The organism is Kitasatospora sp. A2-31, assembly GCF_022288725.1.
Lineage (GTDB): Bacteria > Actinomycetota > Actinomycetes > Streptomycetales > Streptomycetaceae > Kitasatospora.
The window spans coordinates 650391-669139 of record NZ_JAKNTA010000004.1 but is presented as its reverse complement, the minus strand read 5'-3'; the positions used below and the strand labels follow the sequence as shown (position 1 = coordinate 669139).

Genomic DNA, 18749 nt, shown 5'->3' with positions numbered 1-18749 from the left:
GAGGCCGCCGTCCGACACGCCCCCGCGTGTCACCGGCCCCCGCGCGGGTCAGGCCGGGAGGACGGCCACCGCGCGGGTCCAGCCGGCACCGGCGCCGGTGATCTTCACCGGGAAGCAGCTGACGGTGAAGCCGGTCGGGGCGGGCAGGTCCTCCAGGTGGGCGAGCCGCTCGATCTGGCAGTACTCGCGCTCCCGCCCGGCGAAGTGGGCGGGCCAGAGGAGGCTGCGGTCGCCGGTCTCCCGGTAGCCCTCGATCATGATCCGGAACGGTGCGTCCAGGCTGAACGCGTCGGTGCCGATCACCCGGACGCCCTGGTCGAGCAGGAAGTGGACGGCCGAGCCGTCGAGCCCGGTGAAGCGGCTGAAGTACTCCGGGGTGCCGGCCAGCCGCGAGGCGCCGGTGCGCAGCAGCACGATGTCACCGGGAGCCAGGGTGTGGCCGATGCGGTCCAGTTCGCGGCGCAGGTGGGCGGCGTCGACGGCGCCCGGCTCGGCGCCGCCGAGGTCGAGGACGACCCCGGGGCCGTGGAACCACTCCAGCGGGAGCTCGTCGACGTGACGGGGGCGGCCGTCGCCGTAACGGGCGGCCGAGCCGTAGTGGGAGGGGGCGTCGATGTGGGTGCCGGTGTGGGTGGTGAGCGTGAGGGTGTCGATGGTGAGGAGCTCGCCGTCCGGCAGGACGGACGGGTCGAACTCCAGGCCGAAGTGTTCGAGCATCTCCTCGCTCATGTGCTTGGCGCCCTCGGCCGCGGACATGATGCGGTGCTCGACGGGCTCCGGCTCCCAGCCCGCGGCGTCGATCGGGGTGGAGAGGTCGATGATGCGCACGGGTCTCCTCTGGGGTGGGGCGCGGCCGCGCGGACGGCCTGCGGGGTCGTGGGGGGGGAGGGCCGAAGGAGGGGTCAGGCGCGCAGGCTCAGGCCGCCGTCGGCGGTGACCACCTGGCCGTGGATCCAGGACGCCTCGTCCGCACAGAGCAGGGCCACCGTCCGGGCGAGGTCGGCCGGGGTGGTGAGACGGCCGCCGGGGGTGCGCTCGGCGAGGACGCGCAGGACGCCGGCGTCGGCGCCGTCCGGGCCCTTGTCGAGCTTGGCCGCGGCGACCGCGTTGACGGTGATGCCGAGCGGTGCCAGTTCGACGGCGAGGTAGCGGATCTGCGCCTCCAGGGCGGCCTTCGCCACGCCGGCCGCGAGGTAGCGCGGGACGACGCGCCGCGCGCCGTTGCTGGAGACGGCGACGATCCGGCCCGCTCCGCCGGCCATGGCCTCGATCAGCGGGCCGACGCCCAGGAGCAGCGGCGCGAGCGCGGTGGTGACGTCCTGCCGGAACAGCTCGGCGTCCGGCCGGGCGGCGTCCATCGGGTGGAACGAGGCCGCGCTGTGGACGAAGACGTCGAGGCGGCCGCGCTCGCCCCGGACGCGGCGCAGCAGGCGCGGCAGGGTGTCGGGGCGGGTGACGTCGCCCTTGAGGACGGTGGCCCGGCCGGGCAGGCCGGCGAGCGCGGCGAGCGCGTCCTTCGCGGCGGCGTCGTCGCGGGCGTGGTTGAGGTAGACGTGGCAGCCGCGGCCGGCGAGCTCGCGGGCGACGGCCAGGCCGACCCCGCGAGTGCCGCCGGCGATCAGGGCCGTCCGGTGGTCCCACTCGGCCATCAGGCCGCCTCGGCGGTGGCCCGGTTCGCCAGGGCCAGGAACTCGCCGGGGGTCCGGACGGCGCTGAGGGCGTCCTCGGGGATGCGGATGCCGTACTCGCGCTCGATCCGGCTGACCGTCTCCAGGACGGCGAGCGAGTCGTAGCCCAGGTCGCTGAAGAGGACGTCGGTGATGTCGCCGTCGAGGTCGATGCCCTCGGCCTGGCCGGCCCCCTCGCGCATGATCCGTTTGAGATCGGTTTCGGTGATCATGGTCGTTCGCTCCTCGGGTCGTGATGGAGGTGGTCCGCGTCGAGCCTGGCCGCCGGCGCCGGAGCGCCGCTCGAATCGGCGTGGAACGCCGCTCCAGCCCCTTTCGAGCCCGTCTCGATGCCCGCTCGATGCCGTCTCGACGCCGCCGCGGGACGGTGGGCCCCTCCACACCCGCGCTCGGAAGGGACCGTGATGGCCCGCGCAGCAGAGACCAGGACGGCGGACCGGCCCGCCCGTCACCCGTCGACGGAGGCGGCCGCCCGGCTGGCCCGCTCGGCGGCGGCCGTCGAGGGGGCCGAGGAGGTGCCCGGCTGGCTGGCCGACCGGCGGCGGGCCGGCACCTTCCGGGTCGAGCGGATCCCGTTCGACCGCCTGGAGAAGTGGCACACCGAGGCCGGCACCGGGGACCTCGTGCACGAGAGCGGCCGGTTCTTCGCGATCCGCGGCCTGGAGGTCCGGGAGGAGGACGGGCGGGCGTGGTCGCAGCCCATCATCTGCCAGCCGGAGACCGGCATCCTCGGCATCCTGGCCAAGGAGTTCGACGGCGTCCTGCACTTCCTGATGCAGGCCAAGATGGAGCCCGGCAACATCGGCACCATCCAGCTCGGGCCGACCGTCCAGGCCACCCGCAGCAACTACACCCGCGTCCACCAGGGCCTGGCCACTCCGTACATCGAGTACTTCCTGGCCGCGGGCCGCGGCACCGTGCTGACCGACGTGCTCCAGTCCGAGCAGGGCGACAGCTTCCTGCGCAAGCGCAACCGCAACCTGGTGGTCGAGGTGACCGGCGAGGTCGAGGTGCGCCCGGACTGGCGCTGGCTGACGCTGGGCCAGATCCACCGGCTGCTGGCCGTGGACAACCTGGTCAACATGGACGCCCGGACGGTGCTGTCCTCGCTGCCGTTGCGGCCGCCCGCCCCCGCGGACGCCGAGGGCGCCGAGGGAGTGCACTCCGACACCGAGGTGCTCAGCTGGCTCAACGAACTGAAGACCCGGCAGGGCCGCGAGACCTCGCTGGTGCCGCTCGACCGGGTGGACCGGTGGCGGCGGACGGAGACCGAGATCGCCCACACCGAACGGCGCCACCAGCGCGTCGTCGCGGTGTCCGTGGTCGCCGGCAACCGCGAGGTCACCCGGTGGACGCAGCCGCTGCTGGCCGCCGAACGGACCGGGCTGGCGGCCCTGGTGGTGCGCCCCTCCCCCGCCGGACCGCAGCTGCTGCTGCAGGGCCTGTCCCAGCCCGGCACCTTCGACGGGGTCGAGCTGGCGCCGACGGTGCAGTGCGTCTCCGACGGGTTCTCCGACCTGCCGGAGCCGGTGCCCTTCCTCGACCTGGTGCTGGCCGCGCCGCCCGAGCGGGTGCTCTACTCGGCGGTGCTCTCCGAGGAGGGCGGCCGCTTCCTCCGGCGCGCCAACCGGTACCTGATCACGGCCGCCGGCGCGGACTTCCCCACCGACCTGCCCGACCACTACCGCTGGGTGACGGCCGACCAGGTGCAGCGCTTCATCCAGTTCGGCAACCACTTCACGGTGGAGGCCCGCACCCTGGTCACCTGCCTCGGCTCGCTGCGCGATCGGGGGGCCCGGTGGAGCGCCTGAACGTCGGCGTGCTCGGCTGCGCGTCCATCGCCCGGCGCAAGATGCTGCCCGCGCTGACGGCGAGCCCGCTGACCCGGGTCGCCGCCGTGGCCAGCCGCTCCGGCGAGCGGGCCGGGGAGTTCGCCGCCGAATTCGGCACCGAACCGGTCGCCGGCTACCAGGCGCTGCTCGACCGCCCGGACGTGGACGCCGTCTACGTGCCGCTGCCCGCCGGGCTGCGCGCGGAGTGGATCGTCCGGGCGCTGGAGGCCGGCAAGCACGTCCTGGCCGAGAAGCCCCTCACCACCGACCCGGCCCCGGCCCGGGAGGTGGTCGAGCTCAGCCGGCGGCGCGGACTGCTGCTGATGGAGAGCTTCATGTTCCTCCACCACAGCGCCCACCGCCGGGTGCGGGACCTCGTGGAGTCCGGGCGGATCGGCGAACCTCGCTCGTTCTCGGCCGAGTTCACCATCCCCCGGCTCCCCGAGGACGACATCCGCCACCGCCCCGAGCTGGGCGGCGGCGCGCTGCTCGACCTCGGGGCCTACACCGTCCGCGCGGCGCAGCTCTTCTGCGGTCCCCGGCTGGGGGTGGCCGGCGCGGTGCTGCGCCACGACCCGGTCACCGGGGTGGACACCGCCGGGGCGGCCCTGCTGACCTCGCCGCGGCTGACCGCCACGCTCACGTTCGGCATGGAGCACCACTACCGCTGCCGCTACAGCCTGACCGGCAGCGAGGGGACGGCCACCCTCGACCGCGCGTTCACCCCGCCGCCGGACCACCGGCCGGTGCTGCGCATCGAGCGTCAGGAGGGCACCGAGGAGCTGCTGCTCCCGGCCGACGACCACTTCGCCAACATCGTGGCCGCCTTCGCCCGGACCGCCCTCGCCGGGCGCGGCTTCACCGGCCACGGCGACCGCATCCTCCGTCAGGCCGACCTGCTGGACCAGGTCCGCCGGGCCGCCGCCGCGGCCCCTCCCGCTGCCTAGGAGCGCTCGATGCAGATCGTCGGCCGCGGCTTCCTCGCCCAGAGCCTCCGGCCCCTCGTGGCCCGCCACCCCGACACCGTGGTCTTCGCGGCGGGCGTCTCCAGCGGCACCAGCCAGGCGGACGCCGGCTTCGCCCGCGAGGCCGACCTGCTGTACGACGCCCTCGCCGGCTGCCGGCGCAGCGGGCGGCGGCTGGTGTACTTCTCCACCTCCTCGGCCGGCCTCTACGGCGTCCAGCGCCGGCCCTGCCGGGAGGACGGGCCGGTACGCCCGTCCTCCCCGTACGGGCGGCACAAGCTCGCCATGGAGGAGGTGATCCGCGGCTCCGGCCCGGAGCACGTGATCCTGCGCCTGGCCTATCCCGTGGGCCGGGCGCAGCGCCCCCACCAGTTCCTGCCGTCGCTGGTGCGCCAGGTCCGGCTCGGCCGGGTCCGGGTGCACCGCGGGGCGCGGCGGGACCTGATCGACGTCCGGCACGCGGTGGCGCTGATCGACGCGCTGCTGGGGGTCGGGGCTCCGGGCGGGGTCGTCAACCTCGCCTCCGGCTGGTCCGTCCCGGTGGAGGACATCGTCGGGCACATCGAGGACCGGTTGGGTGTCCGGGCCGAGCGGCACGTCGTCGAGGTGCCGCCGGAGGACCCGGTCTGCACCGAGCGGCTGCGGCGGCTGGTGCCGGCCGCGGCCGGCCTGGGCTTCGGCCCGCACTACTACCGCCGGGTGATCGACACCTGTCTCGCCCGGACCCGACTCCCCGAGGAGCCCCGCGATGACCGCACCCCCTGAGACCGAGACCACCGCGGACGTCTGCGTCGTCGGCGGCGGGCCGGCCGGCCTGACGCTCGCCCTGCTGCTGCTCCGCTCCGGCCTGCGGGTCACGGTGGTGGAGCGGTCCGCCTCGCTCGACCGCGAGTACCGGGGCGAGATCCTCCAGCCGGGCGGTCTGGCGCTGCTCGACCAGCTGGGGGTGCTGGCACCCGCGGAGGCGCGCGGCGGCCACCGGCTGGACCGGTTCCAGCTGGTGGAGCGGGGCCGGGCGCTGCTCGACATCGACTACACCCGGCTGCCCGGCCCCTACCCGCGGCTGCTGAGCCTGCCGCAGCAGCACGTGCTGGCCGAACTGCAGGCCCGCTGTGAGGAGTTCGACGCCTTCCGGCTGCTGGCCGGGTGCCGGGTCACGGCGCTGGTCGAGGAGGGCGGGGCGGTGCGCGGCGCGGTGGCCGAGGGGCGGGGCGGGCGGCACACCGTCCGCGCCGCGGCCACCGTGGGTGCGGACGGCCGCTTCTCCAAGGTGCGCCGGCTGGCCGGGATCCCGGCCGACCGGGACGACGTGTTCGACTTCGACGTGCTCTGGTTCAAGCTGCCCGGTACCGGGGTGCCCGACCGGGCCGTCCGGGTGTTCCGGGACGGCGGCCGCCCGGTGCTGGCGTACCCGTCGTACCCGGACACGGTGCAGCTCGGCTGGACGCTGCCGCACCGCGGCTACGCCGGGCTGGCGCAGCGCGGCCTGGCGTACGTGCAGCAGGAGATCCGGCGGGCCGTGCCGGAGTACGCCGACGCGGTGGGCGAGCGGATCACCGCGCTGACCGACCTGACCCTGCTGGACGTCTTCGCCGGCCGCGCCCGGGAGTGGGTCCGCGACGGCCTGGTGCTGATCGGGGACGCCGCGCACACCCACAGCCCGCTCGGCGCGCAGGGCATCAACCTGGCGATCCAGGACGCCGCGCTGCTGCACCCGGTGCTGGTGGCGGCGGTGCGGGCCGGCGACGTGACGGCCGGGCGCCTGCGCGCCTACGCCGAGCCTCGGGAGCGGGACATCGACCAGGTGATGCGGATCCAGACCATGCAGGCCCGGGCGATGCTCTCGCAGGGCCGGGTGGCCCGGGTGGTCCGGCCCCGGCTGGCCTCGCTGGTCCAGCACACCCCGATCGGCACGAAGCTCACCGCCCGGATCGCCTTCGGCAACCCCGCGGCGCGCGTCCGCTCCGAGCTGTTCACCCCGGCGCGGCAGCCGGCTCAGTGACCACCGATTCCACCGAGTGCCCAGACGAGAAGAGGAGTTGACCGGATGACCGAGACCACGACGGTGCCCCTGGAGCGGCTTCGCGCCGACATCGAGCAGTTCTACGCCCGGCACATGCAGCTGCTCGACGGCGGCCGGGCCGAGGAGTGGGCCGCCACCTTCACCGAGGACGGCACGTTCCAGCTGCCCGGCCGGCCCGAGCCGAGCCGCGGGCGCGCCGAGCTGGCCGAGGGTGCCCGCAGGGCCCGGGCCGCCCAGGAGGCGGCGGGCGAGACCCACCGGCACTGGCACGGCATGCTGGACGTCGAGGCGCAGCCGGACGGCAGCGTCTCGGTGCGCTGCTACGCCCTGGTGTACCTGACGCCGCGCGGCGGCGAGCCGCGGCTGCACCGCGCCTGCGTCTGCGAGGACGTGCTGGTCCGCGCGGACGACGGCTGGCGGGTCCGCACCCGGGTGGTGAGCCGGGACGGCCACTAGAGCGCCGGCTGCGGACCCGGCGGGGCGTCCTCGGGAAGGCTCGTACAGGGGCCCTCGGGGACGCCTCGCGCGTGGTGCGCCGGAAGGTCCGGGGTGCGGGAACCGGCAGTCGGCTGCGGCGACGGCACGCTCGTAGGTAAGTTCGATTCACGGGCTTCTCCTGCAGCGCGAGCACCATGCGTGCGTGGAAGAACTCCCGTGCGGATCCGCCCCATTGGTCCGCCCGAACCATCACGTACCGAACCGCACCGCACCCCCGGATCCTCTGGAAGGAATCCCATGAAGCGCAAGTTCGTCGCCATCGCGGCCGCCGCCGCCCTCTCCCTCACCGGTACGGCCACGCTGGTCGCCAGCCAGGCCTCCGCCGCGGAGCACCTGGGTGCCGGCTCGCACGACAGGCCCGGCCACCTCCCGCCGTTCGCCGGTCACGCGTACCTGGTGACCGTGGACACCGGCGCCGTCTACCGCAACACCTTCTCGGCTGACGGCACGTCGGTGACCGGTCTCACGGTCAAGGGCTCCAACCCGGGAAGAACCTTCACCGCCCCCGACCTGGCCGTGCAGACCGGTCCGAAGCAGTACTTCATCTCCTGGATCGAGCCGGGCGACGTGACCGTCAGTCAGGTCGCCGACTTCGACAAGCACACGGTGGAGTTCTACGTCACCTCGACCGACAGCACCGGCACCCGTTCGGGGGCGGTCTACCACGCGACCCTCACCCAGGTCTCCTAGGGAACCGGATCCGCGTCCGGACCACGCGTTCGGTGCCGGGGCCCCCACCCGAGGGTGGGGGCCCCGGCCCGTTCGGGCGCGGCCGCGGGCGCTCAGCCGGCCGGGGCCTCGACGGCCACCGCCGAGTTGAAGCCGCCGTGCCCGCGGGCGAGCACCAGCGCGCGCCGCAGCGGCTGCCGGCGCGGCTCGGTGACCAGGTCGAGCGCGTACCCGGCCACCGGCCGGCGGACGTTGGCGGTCGGCGGGATCACCTGGTCGCGCAGGGCGAGCAGCGCGGTGGCGACGTCCAGCGGGCCGCTGCCGGCCGCGAGCCGGCCGGTCATGGTCTTGGGCGCGGTGACCGGCACCCCGTGCGGGCCGAACAGGTCGGCCAGCGCGGCCGCCTCGGCGCGGTCGGCGGCGGGCGTCCCGGCGGCGTCGGCGAAGACCACGTCGACGTCGGCGGGCCGCCAGCCGGCCTGGTCGAGCGCCTGGCGGGCGGCGCGGCCGAGGCCGGCGCCGCGGTCCGCGCCGCGCTCCGGGGCACGGTGACCGTCGAAGGAGGTGCCGTAGCCGGTGAGCCGGCCGTGGATCCGCGCGCCACGGGCTCGCGCGGCCCCGGCGTCCTCCATGACCAGGATGGCGCCGCCCTCGCCGAGGACGTGGCCGCAGGCCCGGTCGTCGAAGGGCAGGTAGGCCTCGGCCGGGTCCTCCCGGGTGCTCAGCGTGCCGCTGGTGAGCTGGGCGGTCCAGCTCCACGGGCAGAGCGAGCCGTCGACGGCGCCGCTGACCACGACCGGAGTGCCCTTGCGGATCAGCCGCCGGGCCTGGGCGAGCGCGTCCAGGCCGCCGGCGCCGTCGGCCACCACCACGCCGCTGGGGCCGCGCATGCCGTGCCGGATCGAGATCTGGCCGGTGTTGACGGCGTAGAACCAGGCGAAGGACTGGTAGGCGCTGACGTGGGCGCCGCCCTTGGACCAGAGGTTCTGCAGTTCGCGCTGGCCGAACTCGAAGCCGCCGGCGGTGTTGGCGGTGACCACGCCGATGTCGTACTCGGACAGTCCGGCGGGGTCGAGGTCGGCGTCGGCCAGCGCCCACTCGGCGGCGACCAGGGAGAGGCGGGTGACCGGGTCGGTCTGCGGGAGGAGCCGGTTGGGCAACAGGGCGGCCGGGTCGAACCCGGTGATCTCGCCGGCCAGCCGGGACGGGTAGGGCTCCGGGTCGAACCGGGTGAGCCGGTCGATGCCGCTCTCGCCGCGCAGCGTGGCGGCCCAGTACGCGTCCAGTCCCACGCCGTTGGGGGCGAGGACGCCGAGGCCGGTGACGACGGCGGTCATGCGGCGCGCCCCTCGGGCCGGGCGAGCACCATGGCGCTCTGGAAGCCGCCGAAGCCGCTGCCGACGGTCAGGACGGTGTCGAGGTCCTGACGCCGGGCGTGCAGCGGAACGTAGTCGAGGTCGCACTCCGGGTCGGGGGTGTGCAGGTTGGCGGTGGGCGGCACGACGCCGTGCCGCAGGGCGAGGGCGCAGGCGGCGATCTCGATCGCGCCGATGGCGCCGAGGGAGTGGCCGATCATCGACTTGATGGAGCTCATCGGCGTCTCGTAGGCGCGGGCGCCGAGGGCCAGTTTGACGGCCGCTGTCTCGTGCCGGTCGTTCTGCTTGGTGCCCGAGCCGTGCGCGTTGACGTAGTCGATGTCGGCGGGCCGGGCGCCGGCCTCGGCCAGGGCGAGCCGGATCGCCTCGGCCATCTCCCGGCCGTCGGGGCGCAGTCCGGTCATGTGGAAGGCGTTGCAGCGGGAGGCGAAGCCGGTGATCTCGGCGTAGAGGGTCGCGCCGCGGCGCACCGCGTGCCCGTACTCCTCCAGGACGAAGATCGCCGAGCCCTCGCCGAGCACGAAGCCGTTGCGGGTGACGTCGAAGGGCCGGGAGGCGTGCTCCGGGTCGTCGTTGCGGGGCGTGGTGGCCCGGATGGCGTCGAAGCAGGCGAGGGTGATCGGGGAGATGGGGGCGTCGGTGGCGCCGGCCACCATGACGTCGGCGCTGCCCTCGGCGATCAGCTCGCGGGCGTGGGCGACCGAGTCGAGGCCGGAGGTGCAGCCGGTGGAGACGACGGCGGCCGGGCCCTCGGCCCCGACCCGCCGGGCGATCTCGGCCGCCATCGAGCTGGGCACCAGGTGGCCGTACAGGTGCGGCACGGCGTAGCCGGGGTCCACGAGCCAGTTGCGCCCGCCGTCGCTGACGGCGACGTACTCGCGCTCCAGGCTGGTGGTGCAGCCGACGGCGCTGCCGACGGTGACGCCGAGCCGGCCCGGGTCGACGACCTCGTACGCCAGGGCGGCGTCGGCGACCGCCTCGTCGGCGGCGACCGCCGCGAACTGGGTGGCCCGGTCCATCCGCCGGATCTCCTGCGGGGTCAGGCCGTGCAGCACCGGGTCGAAGTCGCACTCGGCCGCGACCCGGGAGCGGAAGGCGGTGGCGTCGAAGAGGGAGATGGGCCGGGTCGCCGTCCGGCCGGAGGTGATGAGCTCCCAGAAGGCCTTGGTGCCGGTTCCACCGGGGGCCACCAGCCCGATGCCGGTGATGACGACGCGCCTGTTCATAGTTCTCCATCCCCGGGGTTCGGCGTGGGGTGCGGGGCCGGCCGCCACCAGTCGCGGTGGTCGCGGTACCAGCGGACGGTGTCGGCCAGGCCCCGGTCGAGCGGGATGCGCGGCTCGAAGCCGAGCCGGGTGCGGATGCGGGTGTCGTCGACGGAGTAGCGCCGGTCGTGGCCCTTGCGGTCGGGCACCGTGCGGACGCGGTCCCAGCCGGCGCCGCAGAGGTCGAGCAGCCGGCCGGTGAGCTCCCGGTTGGTGAGCTCGGCGCCGCCGACGTTGTACGCCTCCCCCGGCTCGCCCTTCTCCAGGACGAGTTGGACGGCCCGGCAGTGGTCGTCGACGTGCAGCCACTCGCGCACGTTGAGGCCGTCGCCGTAGAGCGGGACGTGCCCGCCGTCGAGCAGGGCGGTGACGAACCGCGGGATGACCTTCTCCGGGTGCTGGTGCGTTCCGTAGTTGTTGGAGCAGCGGGTGACCGAGACGTCGAGACCGTGGGTGCGGAAGTAGGCGCGGGCCATCAGGTCGGCACCGGCCTTGGAGGCCGCGTACGGGGAGTTGGGCAGCAGGGGGCGGTCCTCGGTCCAGGAGCCCCGGGCGATGGAGCCGTACACCTCGTCGGTGGAGACGTGGACCATCCGCGGGACGCCGGCGCCCAGGCAGGCGTCCAGCACGGTCTGGGTGCCCACCACGTTGGTGTGGGCGAAGACCGAGGCCTCCGCGATGGAGCGGTCGACGTGCGACTCGGCGGCGAAGTGCACCACCGCGTCGTGGCCGGGCAGCACGTCGAGCAGCGCGGACCGGTCGCAGACGTCGGCGCGGACCAGGGTCAGGCGGGGGTCGGCCAACGGGAGGTTGGCGGTGTTGCCCGCGTAGGTGAGCTTGTCGACCACGGTGACGTCGGCCCGTTCGTAGCCGGGGTAGGCCCCGGAGAGCAGGCTGCGCACGTAGTGGGAGCCGATGAACCCGGCACCGCCGGTGACCAGGATCCTCATGCGAGCACGCGGAGTTCGGTGTGGTCGCCGACGACGAGGCGGTGCCGTCCGTCGCCCGGCGGGGAGATCCCGACCCGGGCGGAGCGGCCGATGACCGAACCGTGGATGCCGTTGACGTCGGTGACGGTGGCGCGGTCGAGCACGATCGTGTGCGAGAGGCCGGCGTCGGTGAGGACGCAGTCCGCGCCGATCGAGGTGTGCGGACCGACGTAGCTGTCCTCGACCACGGTGCCGGCGCCGATGACCAGGGGTCCGCGCAGGTGCGAGCGGACCACCCGGGCCCCGGGCTCGACCACGACGGCTCCGAGCACCGTGCTGGCCTCGTCGACGGTGCCCGCGACGGCGGTCTCCACCCGGTCGAGCAGCAGCCGGTTGCAGTCGAGGATGTCGTCGATCCGTCCGGTGTCCCGCCACCAGCCGGTGATCTCCGCGGCCCGGACGTCGCGGCCCTCGGCGACCATCAGCTGGAGGGCGTCGGTGATCTCCCACTCGCCCCGCAGACTGGGCCGGATCCGGGCGACCGCGTCGTGGACCAGCGGGGAGAAGAAGTAGGCGCCGGCCACCGCGAGGTTGCCGCGCGGCGCCCGGGGCTTCTCCCGGAGCGCGGTGACCCGGCCGTCCGGGCCGGCCTCGACGATGCCGTACTCCTCGGGGTTCGGCACCCGGACCACCGCCACCTGGGCGTCCGGCCGGGTGCGGCGGAAGGCGTCGGCGAGGTCGGCGATGCCGTCCGAGAAGACGTTGTCGCCGAGGTACATCACGAAGTCGTCGTCGGCCAGGAACTCGCGGGCCAGCAGGACGCAGTGCGCCAGGCCGAACGGCGCCTCCTGCCGGATCCAGGTGATCTCCAGGCCGAAGCGGGAGCCGTCGCCGACCGCTTCCCGGATCTCCCGGTGCCAGTCGCCGACGATGACGGCGGCCTCGGTGACACCGGCCCGGCCGATCTGCTCCAGACCGTGGAAGAGGACCGGTTTGTTGACGACGGGGACGAGTTGCTTGGGCATGGCATGGGTGAGGGGGCGCAGCCGGGTGCCCATGCCGCCGGCCAGGACCAGAGCCTTCAAGGCGATTCCTCTCTCTGCGGGCCGGGACGCGTTCCTCCCCTTGGTATCCCGCCGCCCCCACAGGCGCGGTCGAGCCGCACTCGAAGTGCCCCGGTCCGCAAGTGCCCCGAGTTTTGAGTGGAGTTCGAGCGCCCGGCCGTACGTTTCTTGCCCCCGGTGATCGGCGCCCCGGTTCATCGGCCGCATTTCGGCTCTAGGAGGAGACGTGGTTCCACAGGGTGGCGAGCTGTACCTGAACCTGATGAAGCGGGTGCTCGCGAACGTGATCTACGAGGACGCGCCGGTCGGGTGGTACGGCGACGTGGACGGCTACGACACGGACCTGCGCGCGTCGGGGCGGGACCTGCCCACGACCGCGCACACGATGGTGGGGCTGCAGCGGCTGGACAACGTCCAGTCGTGTGTCGCCAGGGTGCTGGAGGACGGCGTGCCCGGCGACCTGATCGAGACGGGCGTGTGGCGCGGCGGGGTCTGCATCCTGATGCGGGCCGTGCTGGAGGCGTACGGGGTGCGGGACCGCCGGGTCTGGGTGGCGGATTCCTTCGAGGGCGTTCCGGTGGTGCACTCCGGGAGCCACCCCCTGGACCGCGAGATGGCGCTGCACCGGATCAACGGGGTGCTCAAGGTGACGCGCGAGGAGGTGGCGGAGAACTTCGCCCGCTACCAGCTGCTGGACGACCAGGTGGGGTTCCTGGAGGGGTGGTTCGAGCAGACGCTGCCGTCGGCGCCGATCGACTCGCTGGCGGTGATGCGGCTGGACGGCGACCTCTACGAGTCGACCGCGGACGCGCTGACCCACCTCTACCCGAAGCTGTCGGTCGGGGGTTTCGTGATCGTGGACGACTACAACATCGAGCCGTGCCGGCAGGCGGTCGCGGACTTCCGCGAGCGGCACGGGGTGCGGGAGCCGATCGTGCCGATCGACGGCCACGGCGTCCACTGGCGCCGGGAGGCGTAGGGACGGGCGGGCCTGCCGGACGGGCGGGACGGGCGGACCCGCTCTAGCTGGCGAGGCGGGACGCCCAGGGGCCGGGTGCCGCGGGCGCCCCGCCGAGCCGGTCGAGCAGCAGATTGCCGTCGGCGCGGTCGGGGCCGTACTCGAGGGCGGGGTCGGCGGCCAGCATGGCTCGGTGCAGGCTCTGGATCCGCAGCGAGGGCTCGAGGCCGAGCTCGCCGACCATGTGGTCGCGCAGCCGGCGGAAGACCTCCAGCGCCTCGGGGCAGCGGCCGCACCGGTAGAGCGCGAGCATGTACTGGGCGTGCAGGTTCTCGTTCATCGGGTACTGGCCGACGAGCGAGGCGAGCTCGCCGGGGAGTTCGTGGTGGCGGCCGAGCCGCAGCCGCGCGTCGACCCGCTGCATCAGCGCGGTGAGGCGGTTCTCCTCCAGGCGGCGGATCTCGGCGTCCAGCAGCGGGCCCGGCTTGACGTCCACCAGCGGTGCGCCGCACCAGAGATCGAGGGCCTCGGTGAGCAGCCGGACGGCCGTCTCGTCGTTGCCGTCGGCGAGCGACTGGCGGCCCTCGCCGAGCAGCCGCTCGAACTCGTGCGCATCGATGGCGCCGTGACGGACGATCAGCTGGTAGCCGCCGAACTTGGTGACCAGCACGGTGCGGGCGACCTCGGCGGCGGAGATGCCGAGGGCGCGGCTGAGCATCCGGCGCACCTGGAGGACGTAGGTCTGGAGGGTGGTCTGGACGCTGGCGGGCGGGTTGTCGCCCCACAGCTCGCGGGCCATCGCGGCGGTGGGGACGACGCGGTTCGCCTGCATGACGAGCAGCGCGATGATCTTGCGCGGCTTGGGTGCGGTGAGGTCGTCCACCATGTTGGCCCCGCCGGCGGTGCGGAGCTTCAGGGCACCCAACACCTGGATCGTGAAGCACTCGGAACGGTCGCTCGTGATCATTTCAAGCCCCCGGGAATTCCGTCGGTGATCAAACTCTCGTGAGACTAGTGTCATGAGATTATTTGCGTACGTCAAGATTGTTCCCCGCGGGCCGCCAGGCCCGTCCAGCCCGGCCACCTCTATGGCCATTCCCGCAAAGCCGCTGGTCAACCACCCCGAACAGGCGCCACTGGCGGACCGGCCGACGCTCCGGCAGTGCGGGCACGGAGCGTATCCACGAGGCTCAGGCAAACCCCGGGTCACAAATGTGTGGATTCGGCAAAGCCGCTGGCCCGGCCCCGGACGGCCTCTTGACGGCCGCCGCGCCCGATCACCCGCCGTACATCATGACCATGTCACTGTGATCTGCCTCACACCTCTGGCCCGCCCGGGAGCCCCGGCGGCCTCCACCGCGGCTCAAGCGGATCGCCAGCCCGCAGCCACACGATGCTCTGGCGAACCGTCAGTGCCAGCCCGACCCAGGGAGAGCGGATGACCGACGACCGAGTACCCACCGTCACCAGGCAGGACCTCCTCACCATGATGTCCGCGGTCCGCAAGACCGGCGTCCTGCGCGCCGGCGTCGACCTCAAGGTCTTCGACGCCCTCGCCGACGGCCCGGCCGTGTCCAAGGAGGTCGCCGCCGCCTGCGGGGCCGACCCGCGCGCCGTCCACATCCTGCTGAACGCCCTCGCCGCGATCGGCCTGCTGGAGACCGAGGGCGACCGGTTCAGGCTCGCCCCGGGCGCCGACAGCATCCTCGTCAGCACCCACCCCGACTACTACGGCCACGCCGTCCGGCTCGCCGCCAGCGACTACGAGTGGGACGCCGTCAAGCGGCTCGGCGAGGCCGTCCGCAACGGCGGCACGGTGATGGAGCAGAACGCCGAGACGCCCTCCTACACGTTCTGGGAGGACTTCGCCGCGCTGGGCACGCTCAACACCCAGCCGATCGCCGACCTGGTCGCCGACGCGGTGCTCCCGGAGCCGAGCGCCCCGGGCCAGGACGGCCCCCGGGTGCTCGACGTCGCCTGCGGGCACGGCCTCTACGGCTACACCCTGGCCGCCCGCGACCCCCGCGCCCGGGTCTGGTCCCTGGACTGGCCCAACGTCCTCGCCGTCACCGAGACCAACGCCGAGCGCCTGGGCGTCCGCGACCGCGCCCACTTCATCCCCGGCGACATGTTCGAGGTCCCGCTCGGCGGACCGTACGACGTCGTGGTGGTCGCCAACGTCCTGCACCACTTCTCGACCGCCCGCGCGACCGAGCTGCTCGCCCGCGCCGGCGGCGCCCTGCGGCCCGGCGGCAAGCTGGTGGCCATCGCCATCAGCACCGACGACACCGCGCCGCACCGCGACCCGGTCCCCCACCTGTTCTCGGCGCTGATGCTCGCCTGGACCTCCGAGGGACAGGTGCACCCCGTCTCCGCCTACGAGGAGATGGTCGTCGCGGCCGGCTTCACCCGGCCCACCCAGCACACCCTGCCGCACAACCCGCTGCGGGTGCTGATCGCCGAACGCCGCTGAGGAGCGCCATGGAGATCGTCGGACGCGGCTTCCTCGCCGGCAGCCTCAAGCCGCTGGCGCCGGCCCACCCGGGCACGGTGGTCTTCGCGGCCGGCGTGTCCAGCGGGCACAGCACCGCCGACGCGGAATTCGCCCGCGAGGCCGAGCTGCTCTACCGGGTCCTCGACCGCTGCCGGCGGGACGGCCGGCGGCTGGTCTACTTCTCCACCTGCGCCAGCGGCATGTACGGCGCCGGCAGCCACCGCAGCCGCGAGGACCGGCCGGTCTTCCCCAACTCCCCCTACGGCCGCCACAAGCTGGCGATGGAGGGGGTGCTGCGCGCCTCCGGCGTCGACACCCTGGTGCTGCGGCTCGCCTACACCGTCGGCCGGGCCCAGCGCAGCCACCAACTGCTGCCCTCGCTCGTCGCGCAGATCCGCGCCGGCTCGGTGCGGGTGCACCGCGGGGCGCGGCGCGACGTGGTGCACGTCCTCGACGTGGTCGCCGTCATCGACGCGCTGCTCACCGCGGGAGTCTCCCGCGAGGTGGTGAACGTCGCCTCGGGGCACGCGGTGCCGATCGAGGAGATCATCGCCCACCTGGAGGCCCGGCTGGGCACCACCGCCGCGAAGCAGACCGTGGACGTCGCCGACGACCACTCGGTCTCCAACGAGAAGCTGCTCCGGCTGCTCCCCGCCGAGGCCCGGCCCGCCTTCGGGCCCGACTACTTCCGGACGGTCATCGACCGCTACCTGGAGATCCACTGACCCCCCTTCGACCCCGCCCCCCGCTGACCCGAAAGGCATGACATGACCGTCCTCGCCCAGACCTCCGGCCCGGCCTCGGTGGCCCGCGCGCTGCTGCGGCTGAACACCTCCTACTTCCAGGCGAAGGTGCTGCAGAGCGCCGTGGAGCTCGGCCTCTTCGGGCTGCTCGCCGAGGGCCCGGCCACCGCCGAGGAGCTGTTCGAACGGCTCGGCCTGCGCGCCCGGCCGGGCGGCGACTTCCTGGACTCGCTGGTCGGCCTCGGCCTGCTGGAGCGCCGCGACGGCCGGTACGCCAACCACCCGGAGGCCGCCGAGTTCCTCGTCCCCGGCAGCCCGCGCTACCTCGGCGGCTCGATCGCCCAGCACTCCCGGCTGCACTACCGTTCCTGGGCCTCGCTGACCGACGTGCTGCGCAACGAGCCCGCCAAGGTCCAGCGGGACTTCCGCAAGGACTTCGAGAACCTCGACGGCGTGCGCGGTCTGATGGGCCACATGGACGCCTTCAACAGCTTCGTCGCCCACGAGCTGGACCGCTGCGTCGACTGGTCCCGTTACACCTCCTTCGTCGACGTCGGCGGGGCGCGCGGCAACGTGGCCGCCCACCTGGTCCGGGTCCACCCGCACCTGAGCGGCGCGGTGTTCGACCTGCCGCAGGTGGAGCCGCTGTTCGACGAGCACATGGCCGCGCTCGGCACCGCCGAGCAGGTCCGCTTCGTCGGCGGTGACTTCTTCGCCGACACCGCCCCGGCCTCCGACGTCGCGATCATCGGCCACGTGCTGCACGACTGGCCGCCGGCCGCCCGGGCCGAGCTGTTGAAGCGGGTGTTCGAGGCCGTGAACCCCGGCGGAATCGTCGTCGTCTACGACGCGATGCTCGACGACGGGCGCACCGACGCCGTCTCGCTGCTGCAGAGCCTCAACTGCGGGATCATGCGCGACGGCGGCTCCGAGTACACCGTCGCGGAGTGCCGCCGCTACGCGGAGGACGCCGGCTTCACCTTCGTGTCGGCCGAACCGGTCGACTCCCTGACCGGCGACCGCGTCCTGATCGCGGCCAAGCCCTCCTGACCCCGCGGAGTCGCTGTGCGCGTCCTGTTCACGACGGCGGCCTGGCCGTCGCACTACATGTTCATGGCCCCGCTCGCCTGGGCCTTCCGCGCCGCCGGCCACGAGGTGCGGGTGGCGGCCCAGCCGCACGTCGTGGAGACCGTCCTGGCCTCCGGGATGACCGCCGTGCCGGTCGGGCCGGACCTCGACTTCGCCCGGCTGCACCGCAAGTTCGTGGCGGAGACCGATCCCGCGCTGTACCGGACGCGGGACGCGATCATCACGATCTTCCACCGGGTCGCCGAGATGATGGCGCCCGACGTGGTCGCGCTCGCCGACGCGTGGCGGCCGGACCTCGTCGTCCGCGACCCGGTCGCGTTCGCCGCCTCCGTGGCCGGCCAGGTGGTGGGCGCCCCGGTGGTCCGGCACGCCTGGGGGCCGGACCTCTACGGCACCGACCCCGGCAAGTGGCTCGCCCACCACGTCCTGGAACGCCTCGGCCCCACGTACGCGCTGTACGGGGCCGAGGCCCCCGGGGCCTTCGACCGGCTCGCCGTCGACCCGACGCCACCGAGCCTGCGGATCACCGCACCCGGCCCGTCGCTGCCGATGGAGTACGTGCCGTACAACGGGCCGGGCACGGTGCCGTCCTGGGCGCTGGAACGGCCGGAGCGGCCCCGGGTCTGCATCACCTGGGGCACCTTCACCTCCACCGCGACCGACCAGCCCGAGATGTTCCTCGTCCCCAAGATCCTCGACGCGCTCGCCGGGCTCGACGTGGAGCCGGTGCTGGCGGTCACCGCCGCCGAGCGGGAACTGCTCGGCGACCGGCCCGGCGTGCGGATCGTGCAGGACCTGCCGATCCACACCGTCCTGCCCGGCTGCTCGGCGGTGGTCCACCACGGCGGCGCCACCACCGTGCTCTCCGCGGCCCGCTTCGGCGTGCCGCAGCTGACCATGCCGCACCTGTTCGAACAGCGGCTCAACTCGGACCTGCTGGAGGCGGCGGGCGCCTGCGTCCAGCTGACCGCCGAGCACGCGGACGTCCCGGCGATCCGCTCGGCGGTGGCCGAGCTGGTCCGGCCCGACGCCCCGCAGCTCGCCGCCTCGCGCGGGCTGCGCGAGGAGATCCTGGCCATGCCCCCGCTGGCGTCGGCGGTCGACCGGATCGAGGCGTGGCTGCGCGACGGCGCCGCCGGGGACATCACCGGCTGAG

Annotated in this window: 19 protein-coding genes; 11 read left to right on the top strand and 8 right to left on the bottom strand. The window is 74.0% G+C overall.

Annotated features, from left to right (window positions below):
• Positions 1–48: 48 nt before the first annotated feature.
• From MCM47_RS15000 to MCM47_RS14990, 3 genes are all read right to left on the bottom strand, one after another.
• On the bottom strand, positions 49–828 hold the full coding sequence (locus MCM47_RS15000) for a cyclase family protein (RefSeq protein WP_238862080.1): 780 nt from the start codon (positions 826–828) through the stop codon (positions 49–51).
• Positions 829–902: 74 nt separating this feature from the next.
• On the bottom strand, positions 903–1649 hold the full coding sequence (locus MCM47_RS14995) for an SDR family oxidoreductase (protein ID WP_238862079.1): 747 nt from the start codon (positions 1647–1649) through the stop codon (positions 903–905).
• Positions 1649–1900, bottom strand: coding sequence for an acyl carrier protein (locus tag MCM47_RS14990; protein WP_238862078.1), 252 nt, complete (start codon positions 1898–1900; stop codon positions 1649–1651). The genes MCM47_RS14995 and MCM47_RS14990 overlap by 1 nt, the downstream gene beginning before the upstream one ends.
• Positions 1901–2092: 192 nt before the next feature.
• On the opposite strand from MCM47_RS14990, the gene MCM47_RS14985 reads away from it, so the two are divergent.
• The 6 genes from MCM47_RS14985 (at position 2093) to MCM47_RS14960 (ending at position 7696) form a co-directional block, all read left to right on the top strand.
• Positions 2093–3499 carry an NDP-hexose 2,3-dehydratase family protein gene (locus MCM47_RS14985; protein WP_238862077.1) on the top strand — a complete coding sequence of 469 codons (1407 nt, stop codon included), beginning with the start codon at positions 2093–2095 and terminating at the stop codon, positions 3497–3499.
• On the top strand, positions 3487–4467 hold the full coding sequence (locus MCM47_RS14980) for a Gfo/Idh/MocA family oxidoreductase (RefSeq protein ID WP_308222320.1): 981 nt from the start codon (positions 3487–3489) through the stop codon (positions 4465–4467). The genes MCM47_RS14985 and MCM47_RS14980 overlap by 13 nt, the downstream gene beginning before the upstream one ends.
• Before the next feature lie 9 nt (positions 4468–4476).
• Entirely contained in the window at positions 4477–5250 is a 774-nt protein-coding gene (locus MCM47_RS14975; protein ID WP_238862076.1) for an NAD(P)-dependent oxidoreductase, read from the top strand.
• The gene (locus MCM47_RS14970; RefSeq protein WP_238862075.1) at positions 5234–6487 is read left to right on the top strand and encodes an FAD-dependent oxidoreductase; all 1254 of its coding nucleotides are present in this window, start codon (positions 5234–5236) and stop codon (positions 6485–6487) included. The genes MCM47_RS14975 and MCM47_RS14970 overlap by 17 nt, the downstream gene beginning before the upstream one ends.
• Before the next feature lie 45 nt (positions 6488–6532).
• Positions 6533–6964: a nuclear transport factor 2 family protein gene (locus MCM47_RS14965; protein WP_238862074.1), complete on the top strand. Its 432-nt coding sequence runs from the start codon at positions 6533–6535 to the stop codon at positions 6962–6964.
• 279 nt (positions 6965–7243) lie between these two features.
• Complete coding sequence (locus MCM47_RS14960) at positions 7244–7696, top strand: hypothetical protein (RefSeq protein ID WP_238862073.1); 453 nt, start codon at positions 7244–7246, stop codon at positions 7694–7696.
• Positions 7697–7788: 92 nt separating this feature from the next.
• Here the strand turns inward: MCM47_RS14960 and MCM47_RS14955 are convergent, their stop codons facing one another.
• From MCM47_RS14955 to MCM47_RS14940, 4 genes are read right to left on the bottom strand one after another with little or no spacing between them, the layout of a single operon-like run.
• Positions 7789–9012: a ketosynthase chain-length factor gene (locus MCM47_RS14955; protein ID WP_238862072.1), complete on the bottom strand. Its 1224-nt coding sequence runs from the start codon at positions 9010–9012 to the stop codon at positions 7789–7791.
• Entirely contained in the window at positions 9009–10277 is a 1269-nt protein-coding gene (locus MCM47_RS14950; protein WP_238862071.1) for a beta-ketoacyl synthase, read from the bottom strand. Before MCM47_RS14950 ends, MCM47_RS14955 begins: the two co-directional genes overlap by 4 nt.
• On the bottom strand, positions 10274–11266 hold the full coding sequence (rfbB, locus tag MCM47_RS14945; protein WP_238862070.1) for a dTDP-glucose 4,6-dehydratase: 993 nt from the start codon (positions 11264–11266) through the stop codon (positions 10274–10276). The genes MCM47_RS14950 and rfbB overlap by 4 nt, the downstream gene beginning before the upstream one ends.
• Entirely contained in the window at positions 11263–12330 is a 1068-nt protein-coding gene (locus MCM47_RS14940) for a glucose-1-phosphate thymidylyltransferase (RefSeq protein WP_238862069.1), read from the bottom strand. The genes rfbB and MCM47_RS14940 overlap by 4 nt, the downstream gene beginning before the upstream one ends.
• A 205-nt stretch (positions 12331–12535) precedes the next feature.
• Between MCM47_RS14940 and MCM47_RS14935 the strand changes: the two genes are divergently transcribed.
• Positions 12536–13288 carry a TylF/MycF/NovP-related O-methyltransferase gene (locus MCM47_RS14935; protein ID WP_238862068.1) on the top strand — a complete coding sequence of 251 codons (753 nt, stop codon included), beginning with the start codon at positions 12536–12538 and terminating at the stop codon, positions 13286–13288.
• A gap of 43 nt (positions 13289–13331) precedes the next feature.
• Here the strand turns inward: MCM47_RS14935 and MCM47_RS14930 are convergent, their stop codons facing one another.
• Positions 13332–14234 carry an AfsR/SARP family transcriptional regulator gene (locus MCM47_RS14930; RefSeq protein ID WP_238862067.1) on the bottom strand — a complete coding sequence of 301 codons (903 nt, stop codon included), beginning with the start codon at positions 14232–14234 and terminating at the stop codon, positions 13332–13334.
• A gap of 471 nt (positions 14235–14705) precedes the next feature.
• On the opposite strand from MCM47_RS14930, the gene MCM47_RS14925 reads away from it, so the two are divergent.
• From MCM47_RS14925 to MCM47_RS14910, 4 genes are read left to right on the top strand one after another with little or no spacing between them, the layout of a single operon-like run.
• Entirely contained in the window at positions 14706–15740 is a 1035-nt protein-coding gene (locus MCM47_RS14925; RefSeq protein ID WP_238862066.1) for a class I SAM-dependent methyltransferase, read from the top strand.
• Positions 15741–15748: 8 nt separating this feature from the next.
• The gene (locus MCM47_RS14920; protein WP_238862065.1) at positions 15749–16486 is read left to right on the top strand and encodes an NAD(P)-dependent oxidoreductase; all 738 of its coding nucleotides are present in this window, start codon (positions 15749–15751) and stop codon (positions 16484–16486) included.
• A gap of 42 nt (positions 16487–16528) precedes the next feature.
• Positions 16529–17554, top strand: a complete 1026-nt coding sequence (locus MCM47_RS14915) for an acetylserotonin O-methyltransferase (RefSeq protein WP_238862064.1) — start codon at positions 16529–16531, stop codon at positions 17552–17554.
• Positions 17555–17569: 15 nt separating this feature from the next.
• Complete coding sequence (locus tag MCM47_RS14910; RefSeq protein WP_238862063.1) at positions 17570–18748, top strand: nucleotide disphospho-sugar-binding domain-containing protein; 1179 nt, start codon at positions 17570–17572, stop codon at positions 18746–18748.
• Position 18749: the final 1 nt, after the last annotated feature.